Raw genomic sequence first — 22,014 nt, 5'->3', positions numbered from 1 at the left:
CATCTGCACGAATGCTTACCAGATGAAAGGAAGATGACGGAGGAACTCATCCGCGAAAGGTTCCGGCAATCGTTCGGGGCCGATCTCCACGCATTGATGCCGCGTCTCTTTACCCTGCGCGCCGATGATGGCGCCCTGCCTGGCGACCTCCTTTGCGCCTTTGGCCTCCGGGAAGCCGGCAAGCACCGCCTCTATATGGAGCAATATCTAGACGAACCGGTCGAGGTGGCGATCTCGCGGTTGGCAGATGAAGGCGTGGCGCGCGCGCGCATCATCGAGGTTGGCAATCTGGCGGCGTTGCCAGGCAATGCCCGGACCATGATCGTGACCGTGACGCGATATCTGCATGCTGCTGGTTATCACTGGGTCGTGTTCACCGGCGTTGCGGCGTTGCGGGCGGCGTTCCATCGCCTGGGGTTGAAACCGCAGATCATCGCCAAGGCCGATCCCGCACGGTTGGCGGTGGACGATCTTGCCAATTGGGGCAACTATTTCGCAGCGCTGCCGCAGGTCATGGCGGGCGACGTGCGCTATGGCCATCGTGTCCTTACCGAAGTTGCCAACACAGCCACCATCTCGTGGCAATCCGCATCATGACATATCGCGACGCTTTGGAAGCACTCCAGGAACGGGCCGCGGCGCAGCCTCAACGAACCGCGCTTGTCACTGTTGACGGCGAGATCAGCTATGCGGAAATGATGCGCATGGTGAACGAGGTGGCGCGCCAGCTTGAGGGCGTCAAGCGCTGCGCGCTCTATCTCGACAACGGCGCTGGCTGGGTGACCGCCGATCTGGCGCTGCGCCGCATCGGTGCCGTGATCGTGCCGCTACCGCTGTTCTTTTCGGCCGATCAGGTTGACCACGCACTACGCCTGTCCGGCGTCGACGCGGTGATCACCGATGCACCGGAGCGCCTTGGCGCATTGCTGCCGGGCCGCCAGTTGCGCGGAGAAGGCCTCGGCGGAAACCCCAATTTGCGCGGCGTTGTGCTTTGCCGCCTGGGCGTGCCAACCGATTTGCCGGTTCTGCCGCAAGGGACGCACAAGGTCACGTTTACCTCGGGGACGACCGGCCGGCCCAAGGGTGTTTGCCTGTCCCGGCCGGCGCTCGATACCATCGCGCGTTCGCTTTGCGATGCCACGGAAGGCGCAGCGCAGGATCGGCATCTCAGCCTGCTGCCTTTTGCGGCCTTGCTTGAGAACATCGCCGGCATCGATGTGCCGCTCTTGGCGGGTGCCACATTCTGTGCCCTTCCGCTGGCAGCACTCGGCTTCACCGGGTCTTCGGGACTGCAGCCGACAATCCTCGCGGCGGCGCTGGAACGCTGTCGGCCCACCAGCATCGTGACTGTGCCGCAGATTCTGGCGGCACTTATGGCGATGCGCATGCAGGGACACTGGCAGCCAGACTATCTGCGTCATGTCGCGGTCGGCGGCGCGGTGCTGGCCAAGGGTGTTGTGGCAAAGGCGCGCGCTCTCGGCCTGCCGGTCTATGAAGGCTATGGCCTCTCGGAATGCGCCTCGGTCGTGACGCTCAACACCCGTGATGCCGACCGGCCGGACAGCGTCGGTCGCCCCTTGCCGCATTGCCGCGTCAGCATTGCGGCTGACGGCGAGGTGCTGGTGAACGGGCTGGCCGCGCTGGGATATCTGGGTGGTGGTGAGGCACCAGCGGTGTCTGCCGATGGCACACTGGCGACCGGTGACATCGGCCGGCTCGATGAGGATGGCTATCTTCACCTCCTCGGCCGCAAGAAGAACATGTTCATCACCGCCTTCGGCCGCAATGTGGCACCCGATTGGGTGGAGAGCGAACTGACCGCCACGGCGGCAATCGCCCAGGCCTATGTGCATGGCGAGGCGCGGCCATGGAACGCCGCGGTTATTGTGCCGCGGCCGGCCTTGCTGGCGCAAAGCGAGGTCGATCCGCGGCGCCTCGTTGCTGCGGCGATCGACCAGGTCAACACCGGCCTGCCCGATTACGCGCGCATAGGCAGCTGGATCCTGGCGGATCAGCCTTTTCTGACCGCCAACAATCTCCTCACCTGGAACGGCCGCCTGCGCCGGGCCGAGATCGCGACGCTCTATCGCGACCGGCTGGACCGACTCTATCAAAAGGACGATTTGCATGTTTATGGATGATCTCATTGCTGGCACGACGGCCGAGCGGAATGCGTTGCTCGGCGTGCCGCTCATTCACAAGGCTCTGCGCGGCGAGGTGACGCGTGCCGCCTATATCGAATTCCTGACCCAGGCCTATCATCATGTGCGCCATACCGTGCCATTGCTGATGACCAGCGGGGCGCGGATGCCGCAGCGCCTTGCCTGGCTGCGCGATGCCATCGTCGAATATATCGACGAAGAGACCGGGCATGACGAATGGATCCTTGCCGATATCGATGCGGCCGGTGGCGATGCGTCGGCCGTGCGCACGGGGACACCGTCGGCCGCGACCGAATTGATGGTGGCCTATGCCTATGACGGCATCACGCGACGTAACCCGGTGGTGTTCTTTGGCATGGCCCATGTCCTGGAGGGGACCAGCGTGCAATTGGCAAGTCAGGCCGCGGGCGTGTTGCGCCAGTCGCTCAACCTGCCGCAGAAAGCCTTTACCTATCTCACCTCGCACGGCTCGCTCGACATCGAGCATACCAAGACCTTCGCCGACCTGGTCAACCGTCTGGACGTGGCGGAGGACCGCAGTGACATTCTCCACGCGGCGCGGATGTTCTATCGCCTCTATGCCGATATCTTCCGCGGTGTCGAGGTGGCGGCATGACCGTGCGCGCCCATGCCCTGATTACCGGGGCCACTGGCGGCATCGGCGAAGCGCTCGCTCGCCAGATGGCCGATTACGGCTGCGACCTGACGCTGGTGGCGCGCGATGCGTCACGCCTTGCGACGCTTGCCGACGATCTGCGGGCCAAGGGGACGGGCGTTGCCGAGATCGCGATGCCGCTGGGCCGTGGCAGCGATTACAGCGCGCTGGTCGCTCGCGTCGCCGATGTCAGCGGGCCGATCGACATCCTGGTCAACAATGCCGCCGTCAACTGGTTCGGCCATTTCGGCACGATGCCTGATGCCGATATCGATACCGTCATCGATACCAATATCGCGGCGCCGATTCATATGTGTCGTGCGGTGCTGCCCCTCATGCAGCGGGCGGGGCGCGGCACCATCGTCAATATCGGCTCGGTCTTCGGCAGCATCGCCTTTGCCGGTTTCCCGGTCTACAGCGCCAGCAAGTTCGCCCTGCGCGGCTTTTCGCAAGGATTGAGGCGCGAGTTGCGGGGGAGCCGGATCGATGTGCTCTATGTGGCACCCCGCTATACGCGGACGGCTTTCAACAATGGCGTCATCGATCGCATGGCACGCGCCACCGGCATGGCGATGGATGCGCCGGAGGCGGTCGCAGCCCGCATTATTGCCGCCATTCGCGACCGGCGCAGCGAGACCACGATCGGCTTCCCAGAGCGCTTCTTTGCCAAGCTCAACGCGCTGCTGCCGGGTCTGGTCGATCTCGGCCTCAGCGGCACCAGCCGCAAAATCCTCTCATTCGCGCCGGGCGAACATCCCGGTTTCACGCTCAACAAGGAGAATGTGTGATGAACCTCAAATCCATGCTGCTGGGTGCAGCCTTCTTAACTGTGCTCGCCGCGCCGGGATATGCTGCAACCGGCGACGACATCCCGGTCCTCCAATCGTTGCAGCATGAATGGGCCAAGGCCAATTACGGTCTCAAGGATGACGAGCGGGAGGCGGCGCTGAAGGCTCTGGTCCCGAAGGCGGAGGCGGCGGTGAGCCAGTTCCCGCAATCGGCGCCGCTGCTCGCCTGGCGGGGTATCATCATGAGCACCTATGCCGGCGCCAAAGGCGGCTTGGGCGCTCTGGACCTCGCCAAATCGGCGCTAAAGTCGCTCGAAGCCGCCCGCAAGATCGACGAGAAGGCGATCGGCGGTGGCATCGATACCTCGATTGGTGCCCTTTATTATCGCGTCCCCGGCTGGCCCTTGGGCTTCGGTGATGACGACAAGGCAGCCGATTACCTCGCCAAGGGCGTCGCCCTCAATCCGGATGGCATCGACGAGAACTATTTCTATGGCGATTACCTCGCCGAGCAGGGCGAGAATGAGAAGGCCAAGACCTATCTCGAAAAGGCGCTCTCCGCCGCGCCGCGCCCGGGCCGTGAAGATGCCGATGCCGGCCGGCGCGCCGAGATCAACGCGGTACTGAAGAAAATCGCCGACTGATCGGGATTAAGGAGTGGCGGAGGGGGTGGGATTCGAACCCACGGTACGCTTGCACGTACAACAGTTTTCGAGACTGTCCCAATCGGCCACTCTGGCACCCCTCCGCGGGAGGACCCCGGGAAACGATACTGGGATCCGGGCCGGTTGAACGGCGCGGAACCTAACGAAGTGAATCGCTCTGTGCAAGCCCGGCTTGACCCCATGCGGCGATAACGTCGATCCTGCCAGCCAAATCAAGGGGAAGAGGGGGAGTGCTGGCATGGATTTGCCGCAGATTCCGGTCATCGACATGGGAAGCCGGCCCATGAGCGACCTCGCCAAACTGGCGCCCGAAAAGGTGCGCCTGCTCTCGGCCGCGGGCGAGGCATTGACGACCGCCCCGGTCCAAGCCTGGATGGATCGCCGCTCGCGCGCCTGGCTCGCCCGTAACGTGACACCTTACAAAACGGAAATCGACGACGTGGCGGCCGCCAGCGGGGCAGGCGGTGTCCATGCCCTCAATATCAGCACGGAATGGGCCTGTTCCAGCATCGCTTCCGGCCCGCGCCTGATGCGCACGCTCGATTGGCCGCTTCATGGCATGGGGCCAGCACTGACTGTGACCCGGCACGATTCCGCGGTCGGCGCCTGGTGGCAGGCGACCTGGCCAGGCTTCGTCGGCGTTCTGACCGGTCTCGCTCCGGGGCGCTTCGCCGCCTCCTATAATCAGCCGCCGATCCGGGTAACGACGGGGGTGAAGCCGCTCGATTGGGTGGTGGAGCGGTTCCGGGTGGAGCGCCGCCAAGCCATTCCGCCCACGCATCTTCTGCGCCAGGTCTTTGAAACGGCGCGTGATTTCGACCAAGCCCAGCAACTTCTCAGCGACACCCCGCTGGCCATTCCGGCGCTTTTCACCCTGGCCGGAGCCGATGGCCGCTCGGTGGTGATCGAACGGCTGGAGGATCGCTATCGCCACCGCGCCTCCCCCAGTGCGATTGCCAATCACTGGCCGGCCCTGCCGGGGCATGTCGGCACCTGGCCCAAAGGCTGGCTGCGCGGGGTCGACAGTGCCGGGCGGTTCCGGGACGCTTGCGTCTGGGCCGGTGGGCTCGATGCGTTGCCCGCCGATTTTTCCTGGCTGCAATACCCGATTCTCAATAAATTCAGCCGCTTGGCGGCGATGATGGATTGTGTCGCCGGGACTTTCGTCCTCATGGGGCTGGAGCAGGCCGGGAGAAGTGCCGTCCCGGCGACCCAGATTTTGCGCCTTGATGGCGTTAAATCAATGGGTTAAGCCATGCGCGCGCGATCGACGGCGGGGATTTCCCACAGGTGCATAACCTGTTGACAAAGTAGGTCCGGAACGTCTATTTCCCACCTCGAACGGGTCGCCCTTCGGCGGCCCGAAGCTTTTGGCATGTAACGGCGCTGCGTGGGCTTGGAATGATCCGGCCCGTGACCCGCCTCTAGGACGGCAATTATGTTTGCAGTGATCAAGACGGGCGGCAAGCAATACAAGGTCGCCACCAACGACATCATCCTCGTCGAGAAGCTCGAGGCCGAAGAAGGCGCCAGCATTTCGCTGAATGAGGTGCTGATGGTCGGCGAAGGCGGAAACATCACCGTTGGCGCGCCCAATGTGGCCGGCGCTTCGGTGACGGCGACCGTGCTCGAGCAGCGCAAGGGCGACAAGGTCATCATCTTCAAGAAGAACCGTCGCCACAACTATCGCCGCAAGCGCGGCCATCGTCAGTTCGTGACGGTGCTCAAGATCCAAGGCATCAAGGCGGCCTAACGGCCAGCCTGATCGAATTTAGGGAGAGACCCAAATGGCACATAAAAAAGCCGGTGGTAGCTCGCGCAACGGTCGCGATAGCGCTGGCCGTCGCCTGGGCGTGAAGAAGGCCGGCAGCGAAGTCGTCGTTTCCGGCAACATCATCATCCGTCAGCGCGGCACCAAGGTTCACCCCGGCCTCAACGTCGGCATGGGCAAGGATCACACCTTGTTCGCCACCGCGGCTGGCCGCGTGACGTTCAAGACCGGCACCGGCGGCCGTACCGTCGTGTCGGTCCTGCCTGTGGCGCTCCCGGCAGCCGAGTGAGCATCGGCGCCCGGGTTTCGGGCGCGGCCATTCGCTGAAACGGTTTGAAAGGGGAATGGCGGAAACGCCGTTCCCCTTTTTCGTTTTTGGATTCGACCGATCATGAAGCCGAGTGAGTATCCATACGCACCCCTGGTGCCCGAACTGATCTGCAGCGATTTCGCGCGGTCGCGGGCATTCTATGTGGATCTGCTTGGTTTCCGCCCGGCCTATGAACGGCCGGAACATAGCTTTGCCTATCTTGAGCGCGGCCCGATCCAGATCATGATCGAGCAGTTCAGTGAGGAAGGCTCGTGGGCGACGGCCGAGATGGTCCAGCCCTATGGCCGCGGCATCAATCTGCAGATCGAGATCGACGATCTCGACGGCCTCGCGGCGAAAATCAAACGGGCCGGCATCGCCTTCTACAAGGAGCCGGTCGACTGCTGGTACCGCGTCGACGATCACGAATCGGGTCAGCGCCAATTCCTGGTGCAGGATCCCGACGGCTATCTGCTGCGCTTCTGCCAGAACATCGGTGAAAGGCCGGTCACATGAAATTCCTCGACGAGGCCAAGATCTTCGTGAAATCCGGTGACGGCGGCGCTGGCTGCGTTTCCTTCCGGCGCGAAAAGTTCATCGAATTCGGCGGACCCGATGGCGGCAATGGCGGCCGTGGCGGCGATATCATTGTCGAAGTCGTGGCCAATTTGAACACGCTGATCGACTACCGCTACCAGCAGCACTTCAAGGCGCGGCGTGGTTATCACGGCATGGGCAAGCTGCGGACGGGTCAGGATTCGGAAGACATCATCCTGCGAGTCCCCGTCGGCACGCAGATTTTCGACGAAGACAAAGAAACGCTGCTGTTCGATCTCACCAAGGCCGGCGAACGCATCGTTCTGTGCCGCGGCGGCGACGGCGGCTTCGGCAATGCGCATTTCAAATCCTCGACCAACCAGTCGCCGCGCCATTCCGGTCAGGGCTGGCCGGGTGAGGAGCGTTGGATCTGGCTGCGACTCAAGCTCATCGCCGATGCCGGTCTGGTCGGTCTTCCCAATGCGGGCAAGTCGACTATGCTGGCGGCCGTCTCGCGCGCCAAACCGAAGATCGCCGACTATCCCTTCACCACCTTGAAGCCGCAGCTCGGCGTCGTCCATGTCGATGAGCGCGAATTCGTTCTTGCCGACATTCCCGGCCTTATCGAAGGCGCCCATGAAGGCGCTGGACTCGGCACCAAGTTCTTGGGCCATGTCGAGCGCTGCCGCGTGCTGCTCCATCTCATCGACGGCACGCAGGAAGATGTGGTGGGGGCCTACAAGACCATCCGCAAGGAAATGAAGGCCTATAGCCCCGAACTCGCCGGCAAGATGGAGTTGGTGGCGCTCAACAAGATCGATGCTCTTGTCGAAGAGGAAATCGAAGAGAAAGCCGCCGCTCTCAAGAAAGCGGCTAAGCTCAAGAAAGGCCAGGTCATCTATCGCGTCTCCGGTGCTGCCGGCATGGGCATCACCGAGTTGATGCGCAAGATGCTGGAGATCATCGATGCCGACAAGGCGCGGGAAGCCGCCGAGCAGGCGGAGATGATGCAGGGCATCGAGATCGAGGCGTGAGGTAACGGCTCGGGGAGAGTGGGAAATCCCCTCACCCCAACCCCTCTCCCCGCAAGCTGGGCGAGGGGCTTGAAGGCAGGGCACGGTCGAAACTCCCTCGCCCCACGACGTGGGGAGAGGGTCGGGGTGAGGGGTAGGGGAAGCGCTCCATGAGTGACAAGAAAAAATCATCGAGCAAGGAACGCTCGCTCGCCAGCGCCAAGCGCATCGTCATCAAGATCGGCTCGGCCCTGCTGGTCGATGACGAGACGGGCGGCATCCGCCGCAAATGGCTCGACGCCTTGGCCGACGATGTGGCTGCCTTGCGCCAGGCCGGCAAGGAAGTAGTGCTCGTTTCTTCAGGCGCCATCGCCGTGGGACGCCGCCATCTCGGCCTCATCGATGGCGTGCTGCGGCTGGAAGAAAAGCAGGCGGCCGCGGCCACCGGCCAGATCCGCCTGGCGCACGCCTATCAGGAAACGCTGGCGCGTCACGACATCACGGTGGCGCAAATTCTCATCACGCTTGATGATACCGAGGAACGCCGCCGGCATTTGAACGCACGCTCGACGCTCAACACGCTGCTGCAGATGGGCGCCGTGCCGGTGATCAACGAGAACGATACGGTGGCGACCAGCGAAATCCGCTTCGGCGACAATGACCGCTTGGCAGCCCGGGTCGGTGCCATGATCAGCGCCGACACGCTGGTGCTGCTCTCCGATATCGACGGCCTCTACACCGCCGACCCGCGGAAGGACAAGAACGCCAGCTTCATCGGCGAGATCACGGAAGTGACATCGGAGATCGAGGCGATGGCGGGGGTGGCACCCACCGGCTATTCCTCGGGCGGCATGGTCACCAAGATCGCTGCTGCCCGCATCGCCATGGCAGCCGGCTGCCGCATGGTCATCGCCAGCGGCAAGAAGATGAATCCGCTCCAGGCCATTCTCGACGGCGGTGCCTGTTCCTGGTTCCTCCCCGCCAGTGGCCCGAAGACCGCGCGCAAGAGCTGGATCGGCGGCTCCTTGAAGGCCAAGGGAACGCTGGTGGTCGATGACGGCGCCCTCAATGCCCTCAAAGGCGGTCGCTCGCTTCTTCCAGCCGGAATCATAAAAGTCGAAGGCCGCTTCGAGCGCGGCGACGCCGTGCTGGTGGTCGACAAGGCCGGAAATGAAGTGGCGCGCGGCCTCGCCGCCTACGACGCCGCCGACGCCCGGCGCATCATGGGCCATAAATCGAAAGAGATTGCAGCCTTGCTCGGTTATCGCGGGCGTGATGAGATGATCCACCGCGACGATTTGGTGGTTAGCTAAAGGATCTGCGATGACCGCGCTGAAGAAAGAATCGGGCGACGCACTTCTCGACGAGATGCTGAGCCTCGGGCGTGCCGCTAAGGCTGCATCGGCCAAGCTTGCCCAGGCGCCGCGTGAGAAGAAGGATTTGGCGCTGCGCGCCATGGCCGCCGAGATTCGTGCGCAGGCCGGGAAAATTCTTGCTGCCAATGAACGCGACATGAAGGCCGCAGGTGAGAAGGGCCTTTCCGCCGCCCTGCTCGATCGGCTGCTGCTCGACGAGCAGCGCATTGAAGCCATGGCAAAGGGGCTTGAGGACATTGCCGAATTGCCCGACCCTATCGGCCGGTCGCTGGGCGCCTGGGACAGGCCCAATGGCCTGAAGATCGAACGTGTTGCGGTGCCGCTCGGCGTCATCGGCATCATCTATGAAAGCCGCCCCAATGTGACGGCGGATGCTGCGGGCCTCTGCCTCAAATCCGGCAATGCCGCCGTCCTGCGCGGCGGTTCGGAGAGTGCGCATTCGGCGGTGGCGATTCTTGATTGCCTGCAGGAGGGCCTGTGTGCTGCCGGCCTGCCGAAGGCTTCCGTACAACGCCTGCCGACCACCGATCGCGCTGCCGTCGGCATCATGCTCGGCATGACCGAATACATCGACGTCATCATTCCGCGGGGCGGCAAGGGCCTCATCGAACGTATCGCCAATGAGAGCCGTATTCCGGTGCTCAAGCATCTCGATGGCATTTGCCACACTTATGTCGATGCCGAAGCCGACCCTGAAATGGCCCGGGCGATCGTGCTCAATGCCAAGATGCGCCGCACCGGCATTTGCGGGGCGACCGAGACCTTGCTCATCGACCGCCCGGCATTGAAATTTGCCAAACCCATCCTCGATGACCTCATCAAGGCTGGCTGCGAGCTTCGTGGCGATGCCGAGATCCAGGCGCTCGACAAGCGCGTCGAGGCGGCTGGCGCCCAGGATTGGGACACCGAATATCTCGATGCCATCCTATCGGTGAAAGTCGTGAACGGAGTCGCGGAGGCGATCGAGCATATCGAGCGCCATTCCTCGCATCATACTGAGGCGATTATCACCGCCAATCCGCAGACCGCCGCGCGCTTCCTGAACGAGATCGATTCCGGTATCGTCATCTGGAACAGTTCGACCCAGTTTGCCGATGGCGGCGAGTTCGGCATGGGGGCGGAGATCGGTATTTCGACCGGCAAGCTCCACGCCCGCGGGCCGGTGGGTGCCGAACAGCTCACTTCTTACAAATACATCGTGCGCGGCAGCGGCCAGGTCCGTCCCTGAACGTGACCACCATCGCGCGCAAGATCGGCATCCTGGGCGGCTCATTCAACCCGGCCCATGACGGGCACCGGGACATCAGCCTGGCTGCCTTGGCGTATCTCGGTCTCGACGAAGTGTGGTGGCTGGTCGCACCGCAAAATCCCTTGAAGAGCCCGGTCGGCATGGCGCCATTGGACGCGCGCCTTGCCGAGGCGCAGCGCGTCGCCAACCATCCACGCATCCGGGTCAGCGATCTTGAACTCCGCCTCGGCACGCAATTCACGGCCGATACGCTCAAAAAAGTGGTGCGCAAATACCCGCATTATCGTTTTGTCTGGTTGATGGGCGCCGACAACCTTGCCGGCATGCATCGCTGGAAGGATTGGCAACAGATCTTTCATCTGGTGCCAATTGCGGTTTTTGACCGTCCGACATATACTTATCGGGCACTGGCCGCTCTAGCGGCACGGCGATTCGCCTGTTTTCGGGCGCGGGAGCAAGCAGCCCGAACGCTGGTTACGTCGCAGCCGCCGGCGTGGACATTTGTGCATCATCGATTGAATCCGATCTCGGCCACGGAAATCCGCTCGAAGCGGCTCTGGGGCGAGAGCGGATCGCGGGTGGCAAAACCGGCGACACCCCGATGATTGCAATTTCGTAACGCCGGCTTGAGGAGGATGAAGGCCATTTCCGAAAAGAACACCGCGGTTCGCCGGAAGACCGCTGTTAAATCAGCCGGCACAGCCAAACCCGCCGCCAAGAAGGCTTCTCCCAAAGTAGCCAAGAAGAGTGCGGCGACGAAGCCAAAGCTAGCCGCCAAGCCCAAGGCTGCGACCAAGCCGAAGGCAGCCGCCAAAGCGAAGGCCGCAACAAAGCCAAAGGCGAAGACGGCGACAAAGACCGCCGCCAAAGCAAAAGCTCCCAAAGCACCGGTAGCTAAAACGGCACAAGCCGCGAGCAAGGCCGATGCGTTCTCGCGTCAGCTCCTGAAGCTTGTTGAGAAATCGCTCGACGACGACAAGGCCGAAGACATTGTGTCGGTCGACCTTGCCGGCAAGTCCGCCATTGCCGATTTCATGGTGATCGCGACGGGCCGCAACGTTCGCCAATTGGCGGCGATGGCGCATCACGTGGCCGAGAAGCTCAGCAAAGCGGGCGCCAAGCCGATCAATATCGAAGGCATCAGCCAGGGTGACTGGGTGCTGGTCGACGGCAACGACATCATCATCCACCTCTTCCGGCCGGATGTGCGCAAGCTCTACAGCCTGGAAAAGATGTGGGGCCTCGATCAGGTCGAACCCGAGAAGCTGCACGCCGTCGGCTGATCGTTTCACCGCGAGTTTTTGATTGTCATGGCCCGCCCAGGCGGGCCATCCACCAGTTCCTTTGTGACTGAAGAAGGCGCCCCCGCCTTTGCGGGGATGGCGACGGGCGCTACGCTTCCTTGAACGCCTTGGCCAGCATGCCTTGCGCGATGGCTTCTGCACCGACGACAATTCGATTGGCGCCGCGTTGTTGCAGATGCTGCGTCTCGTCGCAAGAAAACGCGCGAGCGATGATCTCCAGGGACGGGTTGGCCTTGCGCGCCTGTTCGACGGCTTGGCCAGCTTCGAAGGCATTGTCGATGGCCACAAACAATCGTTTGGCTCCCGCCATATTGGCGGCGGCGATGGCCAGCGGATCGGCGGCATTGGCCGCGATCAGTTCCACACCATCGCCGCGCAGCGCCTTCAGAGCGTGATCGCGGTCCTCGATCACCAGGAACGGCAACCCTTCCGCTTTGAGATAGGCGATCAACTCCTTGCCGACCCGTCCACCCCCAACGACGACGGTGTGATCGGTCAAGCTGGTCTTGATCAGGTGGTCCTGTGTGGCGCTGTCCCCCGATGCCTGATCGGCCGTCTTCGCCTTCATCCGGTCTATGGCGGCGAAAAGCAGCGGGTTGGCGAGGATCGATAGGATCGCGCCGGCCAGAATGAGGTCGCGCCCTTGCGGTGGCAGCAGATTGAGATCGACACCGAGTGCCGCGAGGATGAACGAGAACTCGCCGATCTGGGCGAGGCTCGCCGAAATGATCAGGGCCGTTCCGGTGGGGTGCCGGAATGCCCGGACGATGAGGAAGGCGGCCACAGACTTGCCGAAGATGATGATGCCGCAGGTCGCCAGCACCAGGAACGGGCTGGTCACCAGGATCATCGGGTCGAACAGCATGCCGACCGAGACGAAGAACAGCACGGCGAAGGCGTCACGCAGGGGCAGGGATTCTTCCGCCGCCCGGTGGCTGAGTTCGGATTCCGCCAGCACCATGCCGGCAAAGAAAGCACCCAGCGCAAACGAGACGCCGAACAGCATGGCCGAGCCGAAGGCGACCCCCAATGCGATGGCGAGGACCGCCAGGCGGAACAATTCGCGCGAGCCGGTATGGGCGATGTAATGCAGTATCCAGGGGATGACGCGCCTTCCAACCACCAGCATGAAGACGATGAAGGCCGTGACCTTGCCGAGCGTGATGAGGAGCGGCATCACGATCTCGCCCTCGCCACCGGTGAGGATCGCACCAAAAGGCGGCAGCAGGACGAGGACCAGGACCATCACCAGGTCCTCGACAATCAGCCAGCCGATGGCGATGCGGCCGCGGTCGGTCTCCAACGCGTGGCGCTCTTGCAGCGCCCTGAGCAAGACGACGGTACTGGCGACCGATAACGCTAGGCCGAAAACGATTCCCCCCGCCATCGACCAGCCCAAGGCCCAGGCGAGAGCCCAGCCCAGCACGGTCGCAAAGGCGATCTGGATGACGGCACCCGGAATGGCGATGGCTTTGACCGAAAGCAGGTCTTTGAGCGAAAAATGGAGGCCGACGCCGAACATCAGCAGGATGACGCCGATCTCGGACAACTCCAGCGCCAAGCCTTGGTCCGCCACATAGCCGGGGGTGAAGGGGCCGACGGCAACGCCCGCCAGGAGGTAGCCCACCAGCGGCGAGATCTTCACGCGCTGGGCGAGTGCCCCCAGGACAAAGGCGAGGGCAAGGCTGCCGACGATGGTGGCGATGAGCGGCGTGGCGTGGGGCATCGGGCTCCGACGTCGCTAGAGGTGGCGGGATGGGCGGGAAAGCGGGCTGAAGCCCCTCCTTAAATGGCCATTTGTGCGACCCATTTCAACCTTTGTGGGGGCAAAGGGCGCGGGAGTGCCTTATTTTGGCGAGGCACCATGCCGCAATCGCGCTACTCAGGCCGCTTCCTGGCCGATAGCCTTGATAAAACGTCCTCCCGGCCCTGGATTTCCCCATCATGCTCGCCAATCGCGGCGTCCTCCTGGCGTTTCTCGCCTCTGCCGCCTTCTCGATGAAAGCCATTTTCGTCAAGCTGGCCTATCTCTATGGGGTCGAAGCGGTCCTGCTGCTCGCCCTCCGCATGGCGTTCTCGTTGCCCTGCCTCCTCGCCGCGGCTTGGTGGTCGGGTCGGGGTGGGGCGGCGCCGGTCTCGCTGAGGGATTGGGGCAACATCCTCTTCCTCGGATTCGTCGGCTATTACCTCTCAAGCCTGCTCGATTTCATGGGCCTCGCCTATATCTCGGCGGGCCTCGAGCGGCTGATCCTCTTCCTCTATCCGACCGTCGTGGTCGTGATCTCGGTCTACATGTTCGGAAAGAGCATCACGCGCCGCGCGATCTTTGCCATGGCGCTTTCATATGTCGGCATCGGCATCGCCTTCCTGCATGACATCGAGGTCACCGGCGATCACCGGGCAACGGCGATCGGCGGCGGGCTCATCTTTCTGTGCATGATTACCTACGCGATCTATCTGGTGGGGTCGGGGCAGATGACCCAGCGCATGGGGGCGACCCGGTTCGCGGCCCTGGCCACCAGCGTTGCCGCCGTCTCATGCCTGATCCATTTCGCGATCGCCAACCCGCTTGTGGAAGCGGTCAGCCAACCCTGGCAGGTCTATGCCTATGCGGCGGCAATGGCGGGGCTCTCGACCGTGCTTCCGATCTTCCTGACCGCCAAGGCGATCCAACTGGTGGGAGCCTCCAAGGTCTCGATCGTGGGATCGATCGGCCCGGTCGCTACCATCTTTTTCGGCTGGCTGTTCCTAGGCGAAGATGTCTCGATCGAACAAATGATCGGCGCTGTCTTCGTCTTGGGTGGTGTGATGTTGGTGAGTTCAAAAAAAGCTTGAAGATCAGATATATATCTGGGGAATCTCAGATTCCGAATTGGCTGGAAATCTCCCCCGAATTGCTTAGATTGCGCCTCGATTACCGCTTCTCCCGAAAGACCTAGAGACTCATGGCCAATCTGCCGAATGAAGTATCCCGGCGCCGCACGTTCGCGATCATCGCGCACCCCGACGCCGGCAAGACCACGCTGACTGAAAAGCTGCTGCTGTTCGGCGGCGCCATTCAGCTGGCGGGCGCCGTGAAGGCGCGCGGCGAGCAGCGGCGTGCCCGGTCGGACTGGATGAAGGTCGAGCGTGAGCGCGGCATCTCGGTCACCGCCTCGGTCATGAGCTTCGATTACAAAGGCTGCGCGTTCAATCTCCTCGACACGCCGGGGCACGAGGACTTCTCGGAAGACACCTACCGGACCCTGACCGCCGTCGACAGCGCGGTGATGGTCATCGATGCCGCCAAGGGCATCGAGGCTCAGACGAGGAAGCTGTTCGAGGCGTGCCGCCTGCGCGACGTGCCGATCGTCACCTTCATCAACAAGATGGACCGCGAGAGCCGCGAGCCGATCGACCTCCTCTCCGAGATCGAGGACCAGTTGGCGCTGGATGTGACGCCGGCCTCCTGGCCGATCGGCATGGGGAAGACCTTCCGCGGCTGCTACGACCTCATGAAGGATCGGCTGATCCTGTTCGAGCGTGGCGGCAAGCAGGATGAGGATGTCGTTGAGATTAAAGGAATCAACGATCCGGCCCTCGAGCAGAATCTGAAAGAGGACGAGGTCGCCCGTCTGCGTGACGACGTCGAAATGGCGCGCGGGCTGATGAAGCCATTTGACCTCGAAGCTTATCGCGAAGGCCATCTGTCGCCGGTCTATTTCGGCTCGGCCGTCAACAATTTCGGTGTCGGCGAGCTGCTGTCGGGTCTGGCCGAGATGGCGCCGCCGCCGCGTCCGCAGAAGACGTTGACCCGGGTGGTGCAGCCGACCGAGGAAAAGACCACCGCCTTCGTCTTCAAGATCCAGGCGAACATGGACCCCAAACACCGTGACCGTATTGCATTTACGCGTCTCGTTTCAGGGCAGTATCAGCGCGGCATGAAGATGCTCCATGTCCGCTCGGGCAAGCAGCTGACGCTCCATAACCCGGTCGTCTTCCTGGCCCAGGACCGCGAGATCGCGGAAGAAGGCTTTGCCGGCGACATCCTCGGCATCCCCAATCACGGCAACCTGCGCATCGGCGATACGCTGACCGAGGGCGAGGTGCTGCAGTTCGTCGGCATCCCGAGCTTCGCGCCGGAATATCTGCAATCCGTCCGCGCCGACGATCCCTTGCGCGCCAAGCATTTGGGCAAGGCTCTTGAACAATTGGCGGAGGAAGGTGCCGCGCGCGTCTTCCGGCCCGAGATCGGCACGGATTACATCGTCGGCGTCGTCGGCGCCCTGCAGTTCGAAATCCTCGCCGACCGCATTCGCACGGAATATGGCCTGCCGGTAAAGTTCGAGCAGACCAGCCTCCACACCGCGCGCTGGGTGGAAAGCGATGACCCGGCGGCCTTGAAGGCATTGGTCGACGAGACCCGTGCCAGCATGGCTAAGGACCATAATGGCGACCCCGTCTTCCTCGCCCGCAACGCCTGGCATCTCGACCGCGCCCAGCAGGACCACCCGAAAGTCCGGTTCCTGAAGGTCAAGGAACAGGCGTACTGACCCGGGCAGGTGCGACGCCTTGGAGGCGCCGCGATGGCTGGGCCTGGTGCAGATAGACAGCGAAGGTGTCCCAGGGCAGGGGCACCTTCAGCGTTTTGAGGATCTGGCCGACCTCGCCGCGGTGATAGCCGCCATGGGTCACGACATGGGTGATCATCTCTGCGCCGGTCATGAAACCCCGGTCGCCATCGGTAAAGGTGAAGGCGATGGGTGTGGTGAGGTCTCCTGGGCCGGCCCGGTCAATGTAATCGAGATACCACTGATCGGTTTCCGGCATGCCGGCCCGCAGGTCGGCAAGGGGCGGGGTCTCCACCGTATTGTCGGCGTCATAACCATGGGTTTTGCCGGTGAGGTGGCTTTGGAAGATCCGCGCCACGACATGACAATGATTCATCAGGCGCAAGGCGGCCGCCAGTTCGGCCTGATGGGTGAGCGGATCCACCCCTGCAAGCTTGTCGAGGAATTCAAGATTGGCCCAGGCCTGATAGCTGAGGAGAGTGCGTAGCGAGCCACTCATGGCGAACACCGAGAAATGTGAGTAAGGTGTTCACATTCAGTCTTCAAGGGGCGGATTTGTCTACTCGCATTCCCAAAGCCAAGGCGGCGATGCGCAAAGAGCCCAGCCAGTCGCGTTCAAAAGCGACGGTCGAGGCGATCATTGAGGCAGCCACTCGCATTTTGAGCGTGGAGGGCTGGGCTGGATTCAATACCAACAAGGTGGCCGAGGCGGCCGGGGTCAGCATCGGTTCCCTCTACCAGTACTTCCCGAGCAAGCTGTCTTTAGTCGAGGCGATCCGGCGCCGGCATATCGAAGACTGCCTCGGCGTCATGAAACGTGCTGGAAAGTCGGGCAGGCCGCTGGCGCAGTTCGTCGCGGACTTGGTGCGCGATCTGATTGCCGTGCACAGCCTTCATCCGGGCCTGCACCGGGTGCTGCTAGATGATGCCCCCAGCGCCGACGCGTTTCGCGATCCGCATGACGCGTTCGAGGTCGATTACCTGGCGAGCTATACCGCCGTCGTCAGGCATTACCGGCAGGGAAAGACAGGCTCGTCGGACGAGGCCGTCGCCATGACCCTGTCCGACGCAATCGACGGCGTCATCCACAATGCCGCGCGCCGCGGCACATTGCAGAACCCTGAGGTTGGGGCCGAATTGGTGCGGCTTGTCACTTCATACTTGGCTGCAGAATAGCGCGCTGCGGGCTGCCGACGCTGTCGGTGGCAGCGAAGACCCGCAAGTCGCGTCGGATATTGGTCGGCGCTTACGCCCCGCGCTGCCAGGTGACGACGAGTTCGTCGCGGAAGGCGAAGCGCAACAGATGGCGGGCAATGACGTCCTCCATCTGAGCGAGGGTCTCTTCCGTGGCGGCGGAGACGTGGAGTGCCAGCGCGTCCTTCGCAACCGCGAGTTCGCAGACGCCGATTGAAAACTCGATGCGGCCGGTATCCGCGTCGAAGGTCGCCGGGATCTTGTGAGCAAAATGCTTGCACAGCTGGCCCATATAGCGTGCCGCCTTGTCGGTCGGCACCCGGGCAACGGAGCTCAACGGCAACGCATTGGTATTGGCCGCGACGGTGGTCGTCGCGGCGGTGTTGGTTGTGGCCATCATCATCCCCATGATCATTTCAGGTTCTCAATCTTCTGGGCCGCCTCATCGAGCGTTGCCGCGATGGCGCGGATCTGCTCGTCGGTGAGCGGGCCTTGCGAGCTGCGCAGGCGCAGCGCCACTTTGAGGTTTTCCATCGCGCGCAGGATTTGCGGGGCCGGGCCGCCGCCATGGGCGGCATGGGTCTCGCTGATGCGGTCGAAGATGGCCGAGATGATCGACTTGTTCTCGGCGAGGAAGGCCTTGCCGGCCTCGGTCACGGCATAGAGCTTCTTGTTGCCCTCTGCCTCGCTCACCGTGGCGTAGCCCGTTTCCTCGAGCAATGTGAGGGTGGGGTAGATGACACCGGGGCTGGGGGTATAGGCACCGCCGAGCTTTTCCTCGATCGCCTTGATGACCTCATAGCCATAACGGGGCTTTTCCGCGATCATCTGCAGCACCACATAGCGCAAATCGCCATGTTCAAAGATGCGGCCGAAGCGCCGGCCGTGCCGGCCAAAACCATGGCGCCCGAAGCCGCCGCGACCGCCGAAGAAACCACCACCACCGAACTCATCCCGGGCGAAACGCCGATCGCCTTCAGCCCGATGATTATCGCAGTGGTCACGTAAGTGTTTGAAAAACATATATCTGTCCTTTCTATTTAGATATATCGAAACATAAGATATATCGAAATACAGTTTCGTCAAGAAGTCTAAGGGGAATTTTTATGGCGTGCTTCGCGCCGGTGCGTCGGCGGATGCCAGCTGCTTGCTCAGATCCATCATGTCGAAACTATTGATTTCATGTGGATGTTGGCGGACCGTAGACCAGCCTTGGCGGCGATAGAATTGCACGGCGCGGCCGTTCTCGGCGACGACACGCAGCCGGCCGCCGAGGCCGGCATCGCGGTGGCCGACAGCGACCCAGAGGTCTTCCACCCAGTCCAGCGCGGTGAGGACGACGCCAACGATCCGACCCTGGTCGAGCGCGACCCAGGAATCCGCCCATTGCGCGTCGCGCTCGAAGCGATAGGAGGGGAGCAAATGACCGTAGCTCTCCTGCACCGTGGCGGTGACGAGTTGCGCGATGCCGTCGAGGTCGCCTGCCGCAAATCTGCGGATATCCGGGTTGCTGTCCATGGGGCTGCCCTGCTGCCGTGCCCGCAGTCTGGCACGGGCGTGGCCGCGTCACCATCGGGCTTGACCTTCCTATCATGGGAGACCCCATATTCAGACCATCGGATCAGGAAAGGTCGTTCCCATGTTGAATTTGAAGGTCGAAGGCATCCATTGCGGCGGCTGCGCCAGCTCGATCAAGAAGGCGCTGGCCGTGGCAGCACCTGGCTCGGAGGTCGAGGTCGATATCGACAGCGGCAAGGTGAAGGTCGGCGGCTCCCCCGACCGTGCCAAGGTCGTCAGTGCCATCGAGGATGCGGGTTATGACGTGACGGGGGATGCGGCATGAGAGTTTGCACTTCTGTTCGTCGTCCCCGGGCGAAGACCCGGGGATCCACTGGCGTTTCCTGAGAGAGTGGATGCCCGGGTCAAGCCCGGGCATGACGATCTGAGAGAAGAGCCGTCTGCTAGACCCGCTGATCCGCCACGGCGCCGAAGATCTCTTTCGCGAGATCGGCGGCCTGCTGCGTTCCTTGCGATTGGCGATAGGCTTTCTCGGCCTGTTGGCGACGCTCTGCTTCGGATGATTGCGGCTGCTTGCCGTCTTGCGCGACGAGGGCCGTTGCTGCACTGGCGACGGCGCGGGTGTCGCCGGATGAGGGTGATTGCACCGAGACGGCGGCCGCCTGAATACGGCGCAGCGCTTTTTCCCGGTCTTCCGGCGTACCGCTGACTTGGGCATTGATCTGCACCTTGCCTTCGACGGCATACATCTTGCCGTCGGGGCCGCGTCTCAAGACATATTGTGGTTCACCGCCGAACTGGCCGGCGGTCGCGGCGTGGCGCTGTTCCTCGTTGCGCACTTCGCGGTCGCGCGCCTGCAGTTCGGCGACGATACGCTTTTCCGCTTCCGAGAGCTGGCCTGGCGCCGGTGCGACAGTACTTGTGCCGCCGGATTTCGCAGCGGGTGCTGTGTTGCCATCAGCGCTGGTCTTGCGCACGAGCAGCGTCTCGGTCCCCGGCGCACCGCCCGGCAATTTGGCGATGACCTGGCCCTGGCCGTTATTGATGACACTACCGATCGTCGGCATGCCCATCATTCTGCAACCGGGTTACGTCTCTGTCTTGGTTAATTGACGATACGTTACCGGCAGGGCTTCCGTTACGGCGCGATCGCCCGCTTGCAGGGGTCGCCGGTCGGGTCGGGCACATCGTTCATGCGGGCCTGGATGGTGCCGGCGCGGCTGCGGATATAGCCGGTGGGCTTCGAGGCCGACCAGCGGATGGGGTTGGGGAGGACGGCGGCGAGGAGGGCTGCTTCGCGCCGCGTCAGGTCCTTGGCCGATTTTCCGAAATGCGCTTCTGCCGCCGCTTCGGCGCCATAGATGCCGGGGCCGAATTCCACGACGTTGAGATAGACCTCGAGGATGCGCTTCTTGGTCCAGGTCAACTCGATGAGGCCGGTGAAGTAGAATTCGAGCCCTTTGCGGATATAGGTGCGGTCGGGCCACAGGAAGACGTTCTTGGCGGTCTGGTTGCTGATGGTGGAACCACCACGGATGCGCTTGGCCTTCTGGTTTCGCTTATAGGCCTTCTTGATCGCTTCCCAATCATAGCCACGATGTTCGCAGAATCTGGCGTCCTCGGCGGCGATGACGGCGCGGGCGAGGTTGGGCGAGATATTCTCGTAAGAGCGCCAGGATTTGTTGATCCAATTGCCCTCAAACACGCGCTCGATCATCAGCCAGGTGATGGGGATTGGGACCCAGGCGTAGACGGCGGTGGAGACCACAGAGATGAGGAGGAAGAGGGCGACGACGCGCATCAAGAGGCGCCACAGGCGGCGCACCCGACCCGGTCGCTTTATCGACTCCGCCTCGATCATCCAGCCCCCAATATCCAGCGGCCCTGGATACTTGGCTTGGCGCAGCCCCGCAAGCGGCGCCCTCTGGACAAAACAGGAACACCGCGGCAAGCTGCCGGTGAAAGAGGTACCACCTTCGAACCGAGCAGAGCATGGCGGAGATTTCGAACAGCATTCCATTGCCCCCTGCAGGGCTGGGTGGCGATGGCGACGCGTTGATTGCAACGGGCATCGCGCGTGGTGTGATGCGGCTCTTTGCCGATCTGGGTTATGCTGCCCTCCAGGAGTTTCCGCTGCGGGCCAAGCGCCGGGCCGACATCGTGGCACTCAACGATGCCGGTGAGTTCGTGATCGTCGAGATCAAGTCGTGCCGTGCCGATTTTCGCGCCGACCAGAAATGGCCCGAATATCTCGACTTCTGCGACCGCTTCTTCTTCGCCGTGGCGCCGCCATTCCCGCGCGAGATTTTGCCCGCCGATCGCGGCCTCATCATCGCGGATCGGCATGGCGGTGCCATCCTTCGCGATTCACAGGCGATACCGCTCAACGGCAACCGCCGCCGCGCGCAGACATTGCAACTCGCCATCACCGCGAGCCAACGCCTGGCGCGGGTGATGGAGATGATGGGATAGGGACGCGTTGTCAGCGCCACGCCTCGCTTGTCATCCCCCGCGTAGGCGGGGGATCCACGAGTTTGTTAGCGACTCAAGAAAGTAACTCGTGGATGGTCCGCCTTCGCGGACCATGACAATCAAAGTAGCGAAAAACCAGGAGCAGGGCGAACCCCACTCCCGGTTTCCTCACTTAAGCGCGATCCAGCTCGAGGCCGATGTCGCGGCGCAGATGCGCTGACAACAGCCGAACATCAAGCGCCGGGGGCGCTTGGCCCCGCCTTGGTTTGTCGCCGTCCGAATGATCGTTCGCGGCGCTTAGGCCGATGGTGGTCAAAACGTTCGGTTGACGCGAACGGCCCATCCAGCGCGACAGCATGATCGTCCAGAGATTGAGATTGATCGGCATGATCTGATTTCCTTCAGGTTTTGAATGCGCCTCAACGCGCAGGTTGAGCTTCATCGTTCCGT

27 protein-coding genes and 1 tRNA gene are annotated in these 22,014 nt (G+C 62.7%); 19 read left to right on the top strand and 9 right to left on the bottom strand.

Annotation, left to right across the window (positions count from 1 at the left end; genetic code table 11):
• Positions 1-33 precede the first annotated feature (33 nt).
• The 5 genes from SMD31_RS02100 to SMD31_RS02080 are packed head-to-tail and all read left to right on the top strand — an operon-like array spanning position 34 to position 4,249.
• Entirely contained in the window at positions 34-597 is a 564-nt protein-coding gene (locus tag SMD31_RS02100; RefSeq protein ID WP_320498994.1) for a thermostable hemolysin, read from the top strand.
• A complete protein-coding gene (locus SMD31_RS02095; RefSeq protein WP_320498993.1) occupies positions 594-2,141 on the top strand; it encodes an AMP-binding protein in 1,548 nt (515 codons plus the stop codon). The genes SMD31_RS02100 and SMD31_RS02095 overlap by 4 nt, the downstream gene beginning before the upstream one ends.
• Complete coding sequence (locus SMD31_RS02090; protein WP_320498992.1) at positions 2,128-2,778, top strand: TenA family transcriptional regulator; 651 nt, start codon at positions 2,128-2,130, stop codon at positions 2,776-2,778. The genes SMD31_RS02095 and SMD31_RS02090 overlap by 14 nt, the downstream gene beginning before the upstream one ends.
• Positions 2,775-3,605 carry an SDR family oxidoreductase gene (locus SMD31_RS02085; protein WP_320498991.1) on the top strand — a complete coding sequence of 277 codons (831 nt, stop codon included), beginning with the start codon at positions 2,775-2,777 and terminating at the stop codon, positions 3,603-3,605. The genes SMD31_RS02090 and SMD31_RS02085 overlap by 4 nt, the downstream gene beginning before the upstream one ends.
• Entirely contained in the window at positions 3,605-4,249 is a 645-nt protein-coding gene (locus tag SMD31_RS02080; RefSeq protein ID WP_320498989.1) for a tetratricopeptide repeat protein, read from the top strand. Before SMD31_RS02085 ends, SMD31_RS02080 begins: the two co-directional genes overlap by 1 nt.
• Before the next feature lie 14 nt (positions 4,250-4,263).
• Here the strand turns inward: SMD31_RS02080 and SMD31_RS02075 are convergent.
• A tRNA-Ser gene (locus SMD31_RS02075) sits at positions 4,264-4,353 on the bottom strand.
• 155 nt (positions 4,354-4,508) lie between these two features.
• Between SMD31_RS02075 and SMD31_RS02070 the strand changes: the two genes are divergently transcribed.
• From SMD31_RS02070 to rsfS, 9 genes are all read left to right on the top strand, one after another.
• Positions 4,509-5,522 (top strand): hypothetical protein, encoded by a 1,014-nt coding sequence (locus SMD31_RS02070; RefSeq protein WP_320498988.1) that lies wholly within the window; start codon positions 4,509-4,511, stop codon positions 5,520-5,522.
• Between the two features lie 186 nt (positions 5,523-5,708).
• Positions 5,709-6,023, top strand: coding sequence for a 50S ribosomal protein L21 (gene rplU, locus SMD31_RS02065; RefSeq protein ID WP_320498987.1), 315 nt, complete (start codon positions 5,709-5,711; stop codon positions 6,021-6,023).
• Positions 6,024-6,057: 34 nt separating this feature from the next.
• On the top strand, positions 6,058-6,330 hold the full coding sequence (gene rpmA, locus SMD31_RS02060) for a 50S ribosomal protein L27 (protein ID WP_320498986.1): 273 nt from the start codon (positions 6,058-6,060) through the stop codon (positions 6,328-6,330).
• Between the two features lie 102 nt (positions 6,331-6,432).
• Positions 6,433-6,867 (top strand): bleomycin resistance protein, encoded by a 435-nt coding sequence (locus tag SMD31_RS02055; protein WP_320498984.1) that lies wholly within the window; start codon positions 6,433-6,435, stop codon positions 6,865-6,867.
• Positions 6,864-7,922 carry a GTPase ObgE gene (obgE, locus tag SMD31_RS02050; RefSeq protein ID WP_320498983.1) on the top strand — a complete coding sequence of 353 codons (1,059 nt, stop codon included), beginning with the start codon at positions 6,864-6,866 and terminating at the stop codon, positions 7,920-7,922. Before SMD31_RS02055 ends, obgE begins: the two co-directional genes overlap by 4 nt.
• 149 nt (positions 7,923-8,071) lie before the next feature.
• Positions 8,072-9,214 (top strand): glutamate 5-kinase, encoded by a 1,143-nt coding sequence (gene proB / locus SMD31_RS02045; RefSeq protein WP_320498981.1) that lies wholly within the window; start codon positions 8,072-8,074, stop codon positions 9,212-9,214.
• 10 nt (positions 9,215-9,224) lie between these two features.
• Positions 9,225-10,505 (top strand): glutamate-5-semialdehyde dehydrogenase, encoded by a 1,281-nt coding sequence (locus SMD31_RS02040; RefSeq protein ID WP_320498979.1) that lies wholly within the window; start codon positions 9,225-9,227, stop codon positions 10,503-10,505.
• A 2-nt stretch (positions 10,506-10,507) separates the two neighbouring features.
• Positions 10,508-11,131 carry a nicotinate-nucleotide adenylyltransferase gene (locus SMD31_RS02035; RefSeq protein ID WP_320498978.1) on the top strand — a complete coding sequence of 208 codons (624 nt, stop codon included), beginning with the start codon at positions 10,508-10,510 and terminating at the stop codon, positions 11,129-11,131.
• Between the two features lie 30 nt (positions 11,132-11,161).
• A complete protein-coding gene (gene rsfS / locus SMD31_RS02030; RefSeq protein ID WP_320498977.1) occupies positions 11,162-11,809 on the top strand; it encodes a ribosome silencing factor in 648 nt (215 codons plus the stop codon).
• A 109-nt stretch (positions 11,810-11,918) separates the two neighbouring features.
• On the opposite strand, the gene ybaL is transcribed toward rsfS, so the two are convergent.
• Entirely contained in the window at positions 11,919-13,556 is a 1,638-nt protein-coding gene (gene ybaL, locus SMD31_RS02025; protein WP_320498976.1) for a YbaL family putative K(+) efflux transporter, read from the bottom strand.
• 218 nt (positions 13,557-13,774) lie between these two features.
• Between ybaL and SMD31_RS02020 the strand changes: the two genes are divergently transcribed.
• Both SMD31_RS02020 and SMD31_RS02015 read left to right on the top strand, forming a co-directional pair.
• A complete protein-coding gene (locus SMD31_RS02020) occupies positions 13,775-14,665 on the top strand; it encodes a DMT family transporter (protein ID WP_320498973.1) in 891 nt (296 codons plus the stop codon).
• A 110-nt stretch (positions 14,666-14,775) separates the two neighbouring features.
• A complete protein-coding gene (locus tag SMD31_RS02015; protein WP_320498971.1) occupies positions 14,776-16,362 on the top strand; it encodes a peptide chain release factor 3 in 1,587 nt (528 codons plus the stop codon).
• Here SMD31_RS02015 and SMD31_RS02010 read toward each other — a convergent pair.
• A complete protein-coding gene (locus SMD31_RS02010; protein ID WP_320498969.1) occupies positions 16,343-16,879 on the bottom strand; it encodes a DinB family protein in 537 nt (178 codons plus the stop codon). The two genes, SMD31_RS02015 and SMD31_RS02010, sit on opposite strands and share 20 nt — an antisense overlap.
• A 17-nt stretch (positions 16,880-16,896) precedes the next feature.
• On the opposite strand from SMD31_RS02010, the gene SMD31_RS02005 reads away from it, so the two are divergent.
• A complete protein-coding gene (locus SMD31_RS02005) occupies positions 16,897-17,556 on the top strand; it encodes a TetR/AcrR family transcriptional regulator (protein WP_320498968.1) in 660 nt (219 codons plus the stop codon).
• 70 nt (positions 17,557-17,626) lie between these two features.
• Here SMD31_RS02005 and SMD31_RS02000 read toward each other — a convergent pair whose 3' ends face one another.
• From SMD31_RS02000 to SMD31_RS01990, 3 genes are all read right to left on the bottom strand, one after another.
• Entirely contained in the window at positions 17,627-17,977 is a 351-nt protein-coding gene (locus tag SMD31_RS02000) for a DUF2218 domain-containing protein (RefSeq protein ID WP_320498966.1), read from the bottom strand.
• 8 nt (positions 17,978-17,985) lie between these two features.
• Complete coding sequence (locus SMD31_RS01995) at positions 17,986-18,597, bottom strand: PadR family transcriptional regulator (protein WP_320498965.1); 612 nt, start codon at positions 18,595-18,597, stop codon at positions 17,986-17,988.
• A gap of 81 nt (positions 18,598-18,678) precedes the next feature.
• Complete coding sequence (locus tag SMD31_RS01990) at positions 18,679-19,092, bottom strand: GNAT family N-acetyltransferase (RefSeq protein WP_320498964.1); 414 nt, start codon at positions 19,090-19,092, stop codon at positions 18,679-18,681.
• 121 nt (positions 19,093-19,213) lie between these two features.
• Here SMD31_RS01990 and SMD31_RS01985 point away from each other — a divergent pair, with 121 nt between their 5' ends.
• The gene (locus SMD31_RS01985; protein ID WP_320498963.1) at positions 19,214-19,417 is read left to right on the top strand and encodes a heavy-metal-associated domain-containing protein; all 204 of its coding nucleotides are present in this window, start codon (positions 19,214-19,216) and stop codon (positions 19,415-19,417) included.
• 118 nt (positions 19,418-19,535) lie between these two features.
• Here SMD31_RS01985 and SMD31_RS01980 read toward each other — a convergent pair whose 3' ends face one another.
• On the bottom strand, positions 19,536-20,159 hold the full coding sequence (locus tag SMD31_RS01980) for a putative metalloprotease CJM1_0395 family protein (protein ID WP_320498961.1): 624 nt from the start codon (positions 20,157-20,159) through the stop codon (positions 19,536-19,538).
• Positions 20,160-20,230: 71 nt separating this feature from the next.
• The gene (mtgA, locus tag SMD31_RS01975; protein WP_320498960.1) at positions 20,231-20,953 is read right to left on the bottom strand and encodes a monofunctional biosynthetic peptidoglycan transglycosylase; all 723 of its coding nucleotides are present in this window, start codon (positions 20,951-20,953) and stop codon (positions 20,231-20,233) included.
• A gap of 131 nt (positions 20,954-21,084) precedes the next feature.
• On the opposite strand from mtgA, the gene SMD31_RS01970 reads away from it, so the two are divergent.
• A complete protein-coding gene (locus tag SMD31_RS01970) occupies positions 21,085-21,564 on the top strand; it encodes an MmcB family DNA repair protein (protein WP_320498959.1) in 480 nt (159 codons plus the stop codon).
• Between the two features lie 172 nt (positions 21,565-21,736).
• Here SMD31_RS01970 and SMD31_RS01965 read toward each other — a convergent pair whose 3' ends face one another.
• Positions 21,737-22,006 carry a hypothetical protein gene (locus tag SMD31_RS01965; RefSeq protein ID WP_320498958.1) on the bottom strand — a complete coding sequence of 90 codons (270 nt, stop codon included), beginning with the start codon at positions 22,004-22,006 and terminating at the stop codon, positions 21,737-21,739.
• Positions 22,007-22,014: the final 8 nt, after the last annotated feature.

The organism is Dongia rigui (assembly GCF_034044635.1).
Taxonomy (GTDB): Bacteria; Pseudomonadota; Alphaproteobacteria; order Dongiales; family Dongiaceae; genus Dongia; species Dongia rigui.
This window is presented reverse-complemented; position numbering and strand designations above follow the sequence as displayed.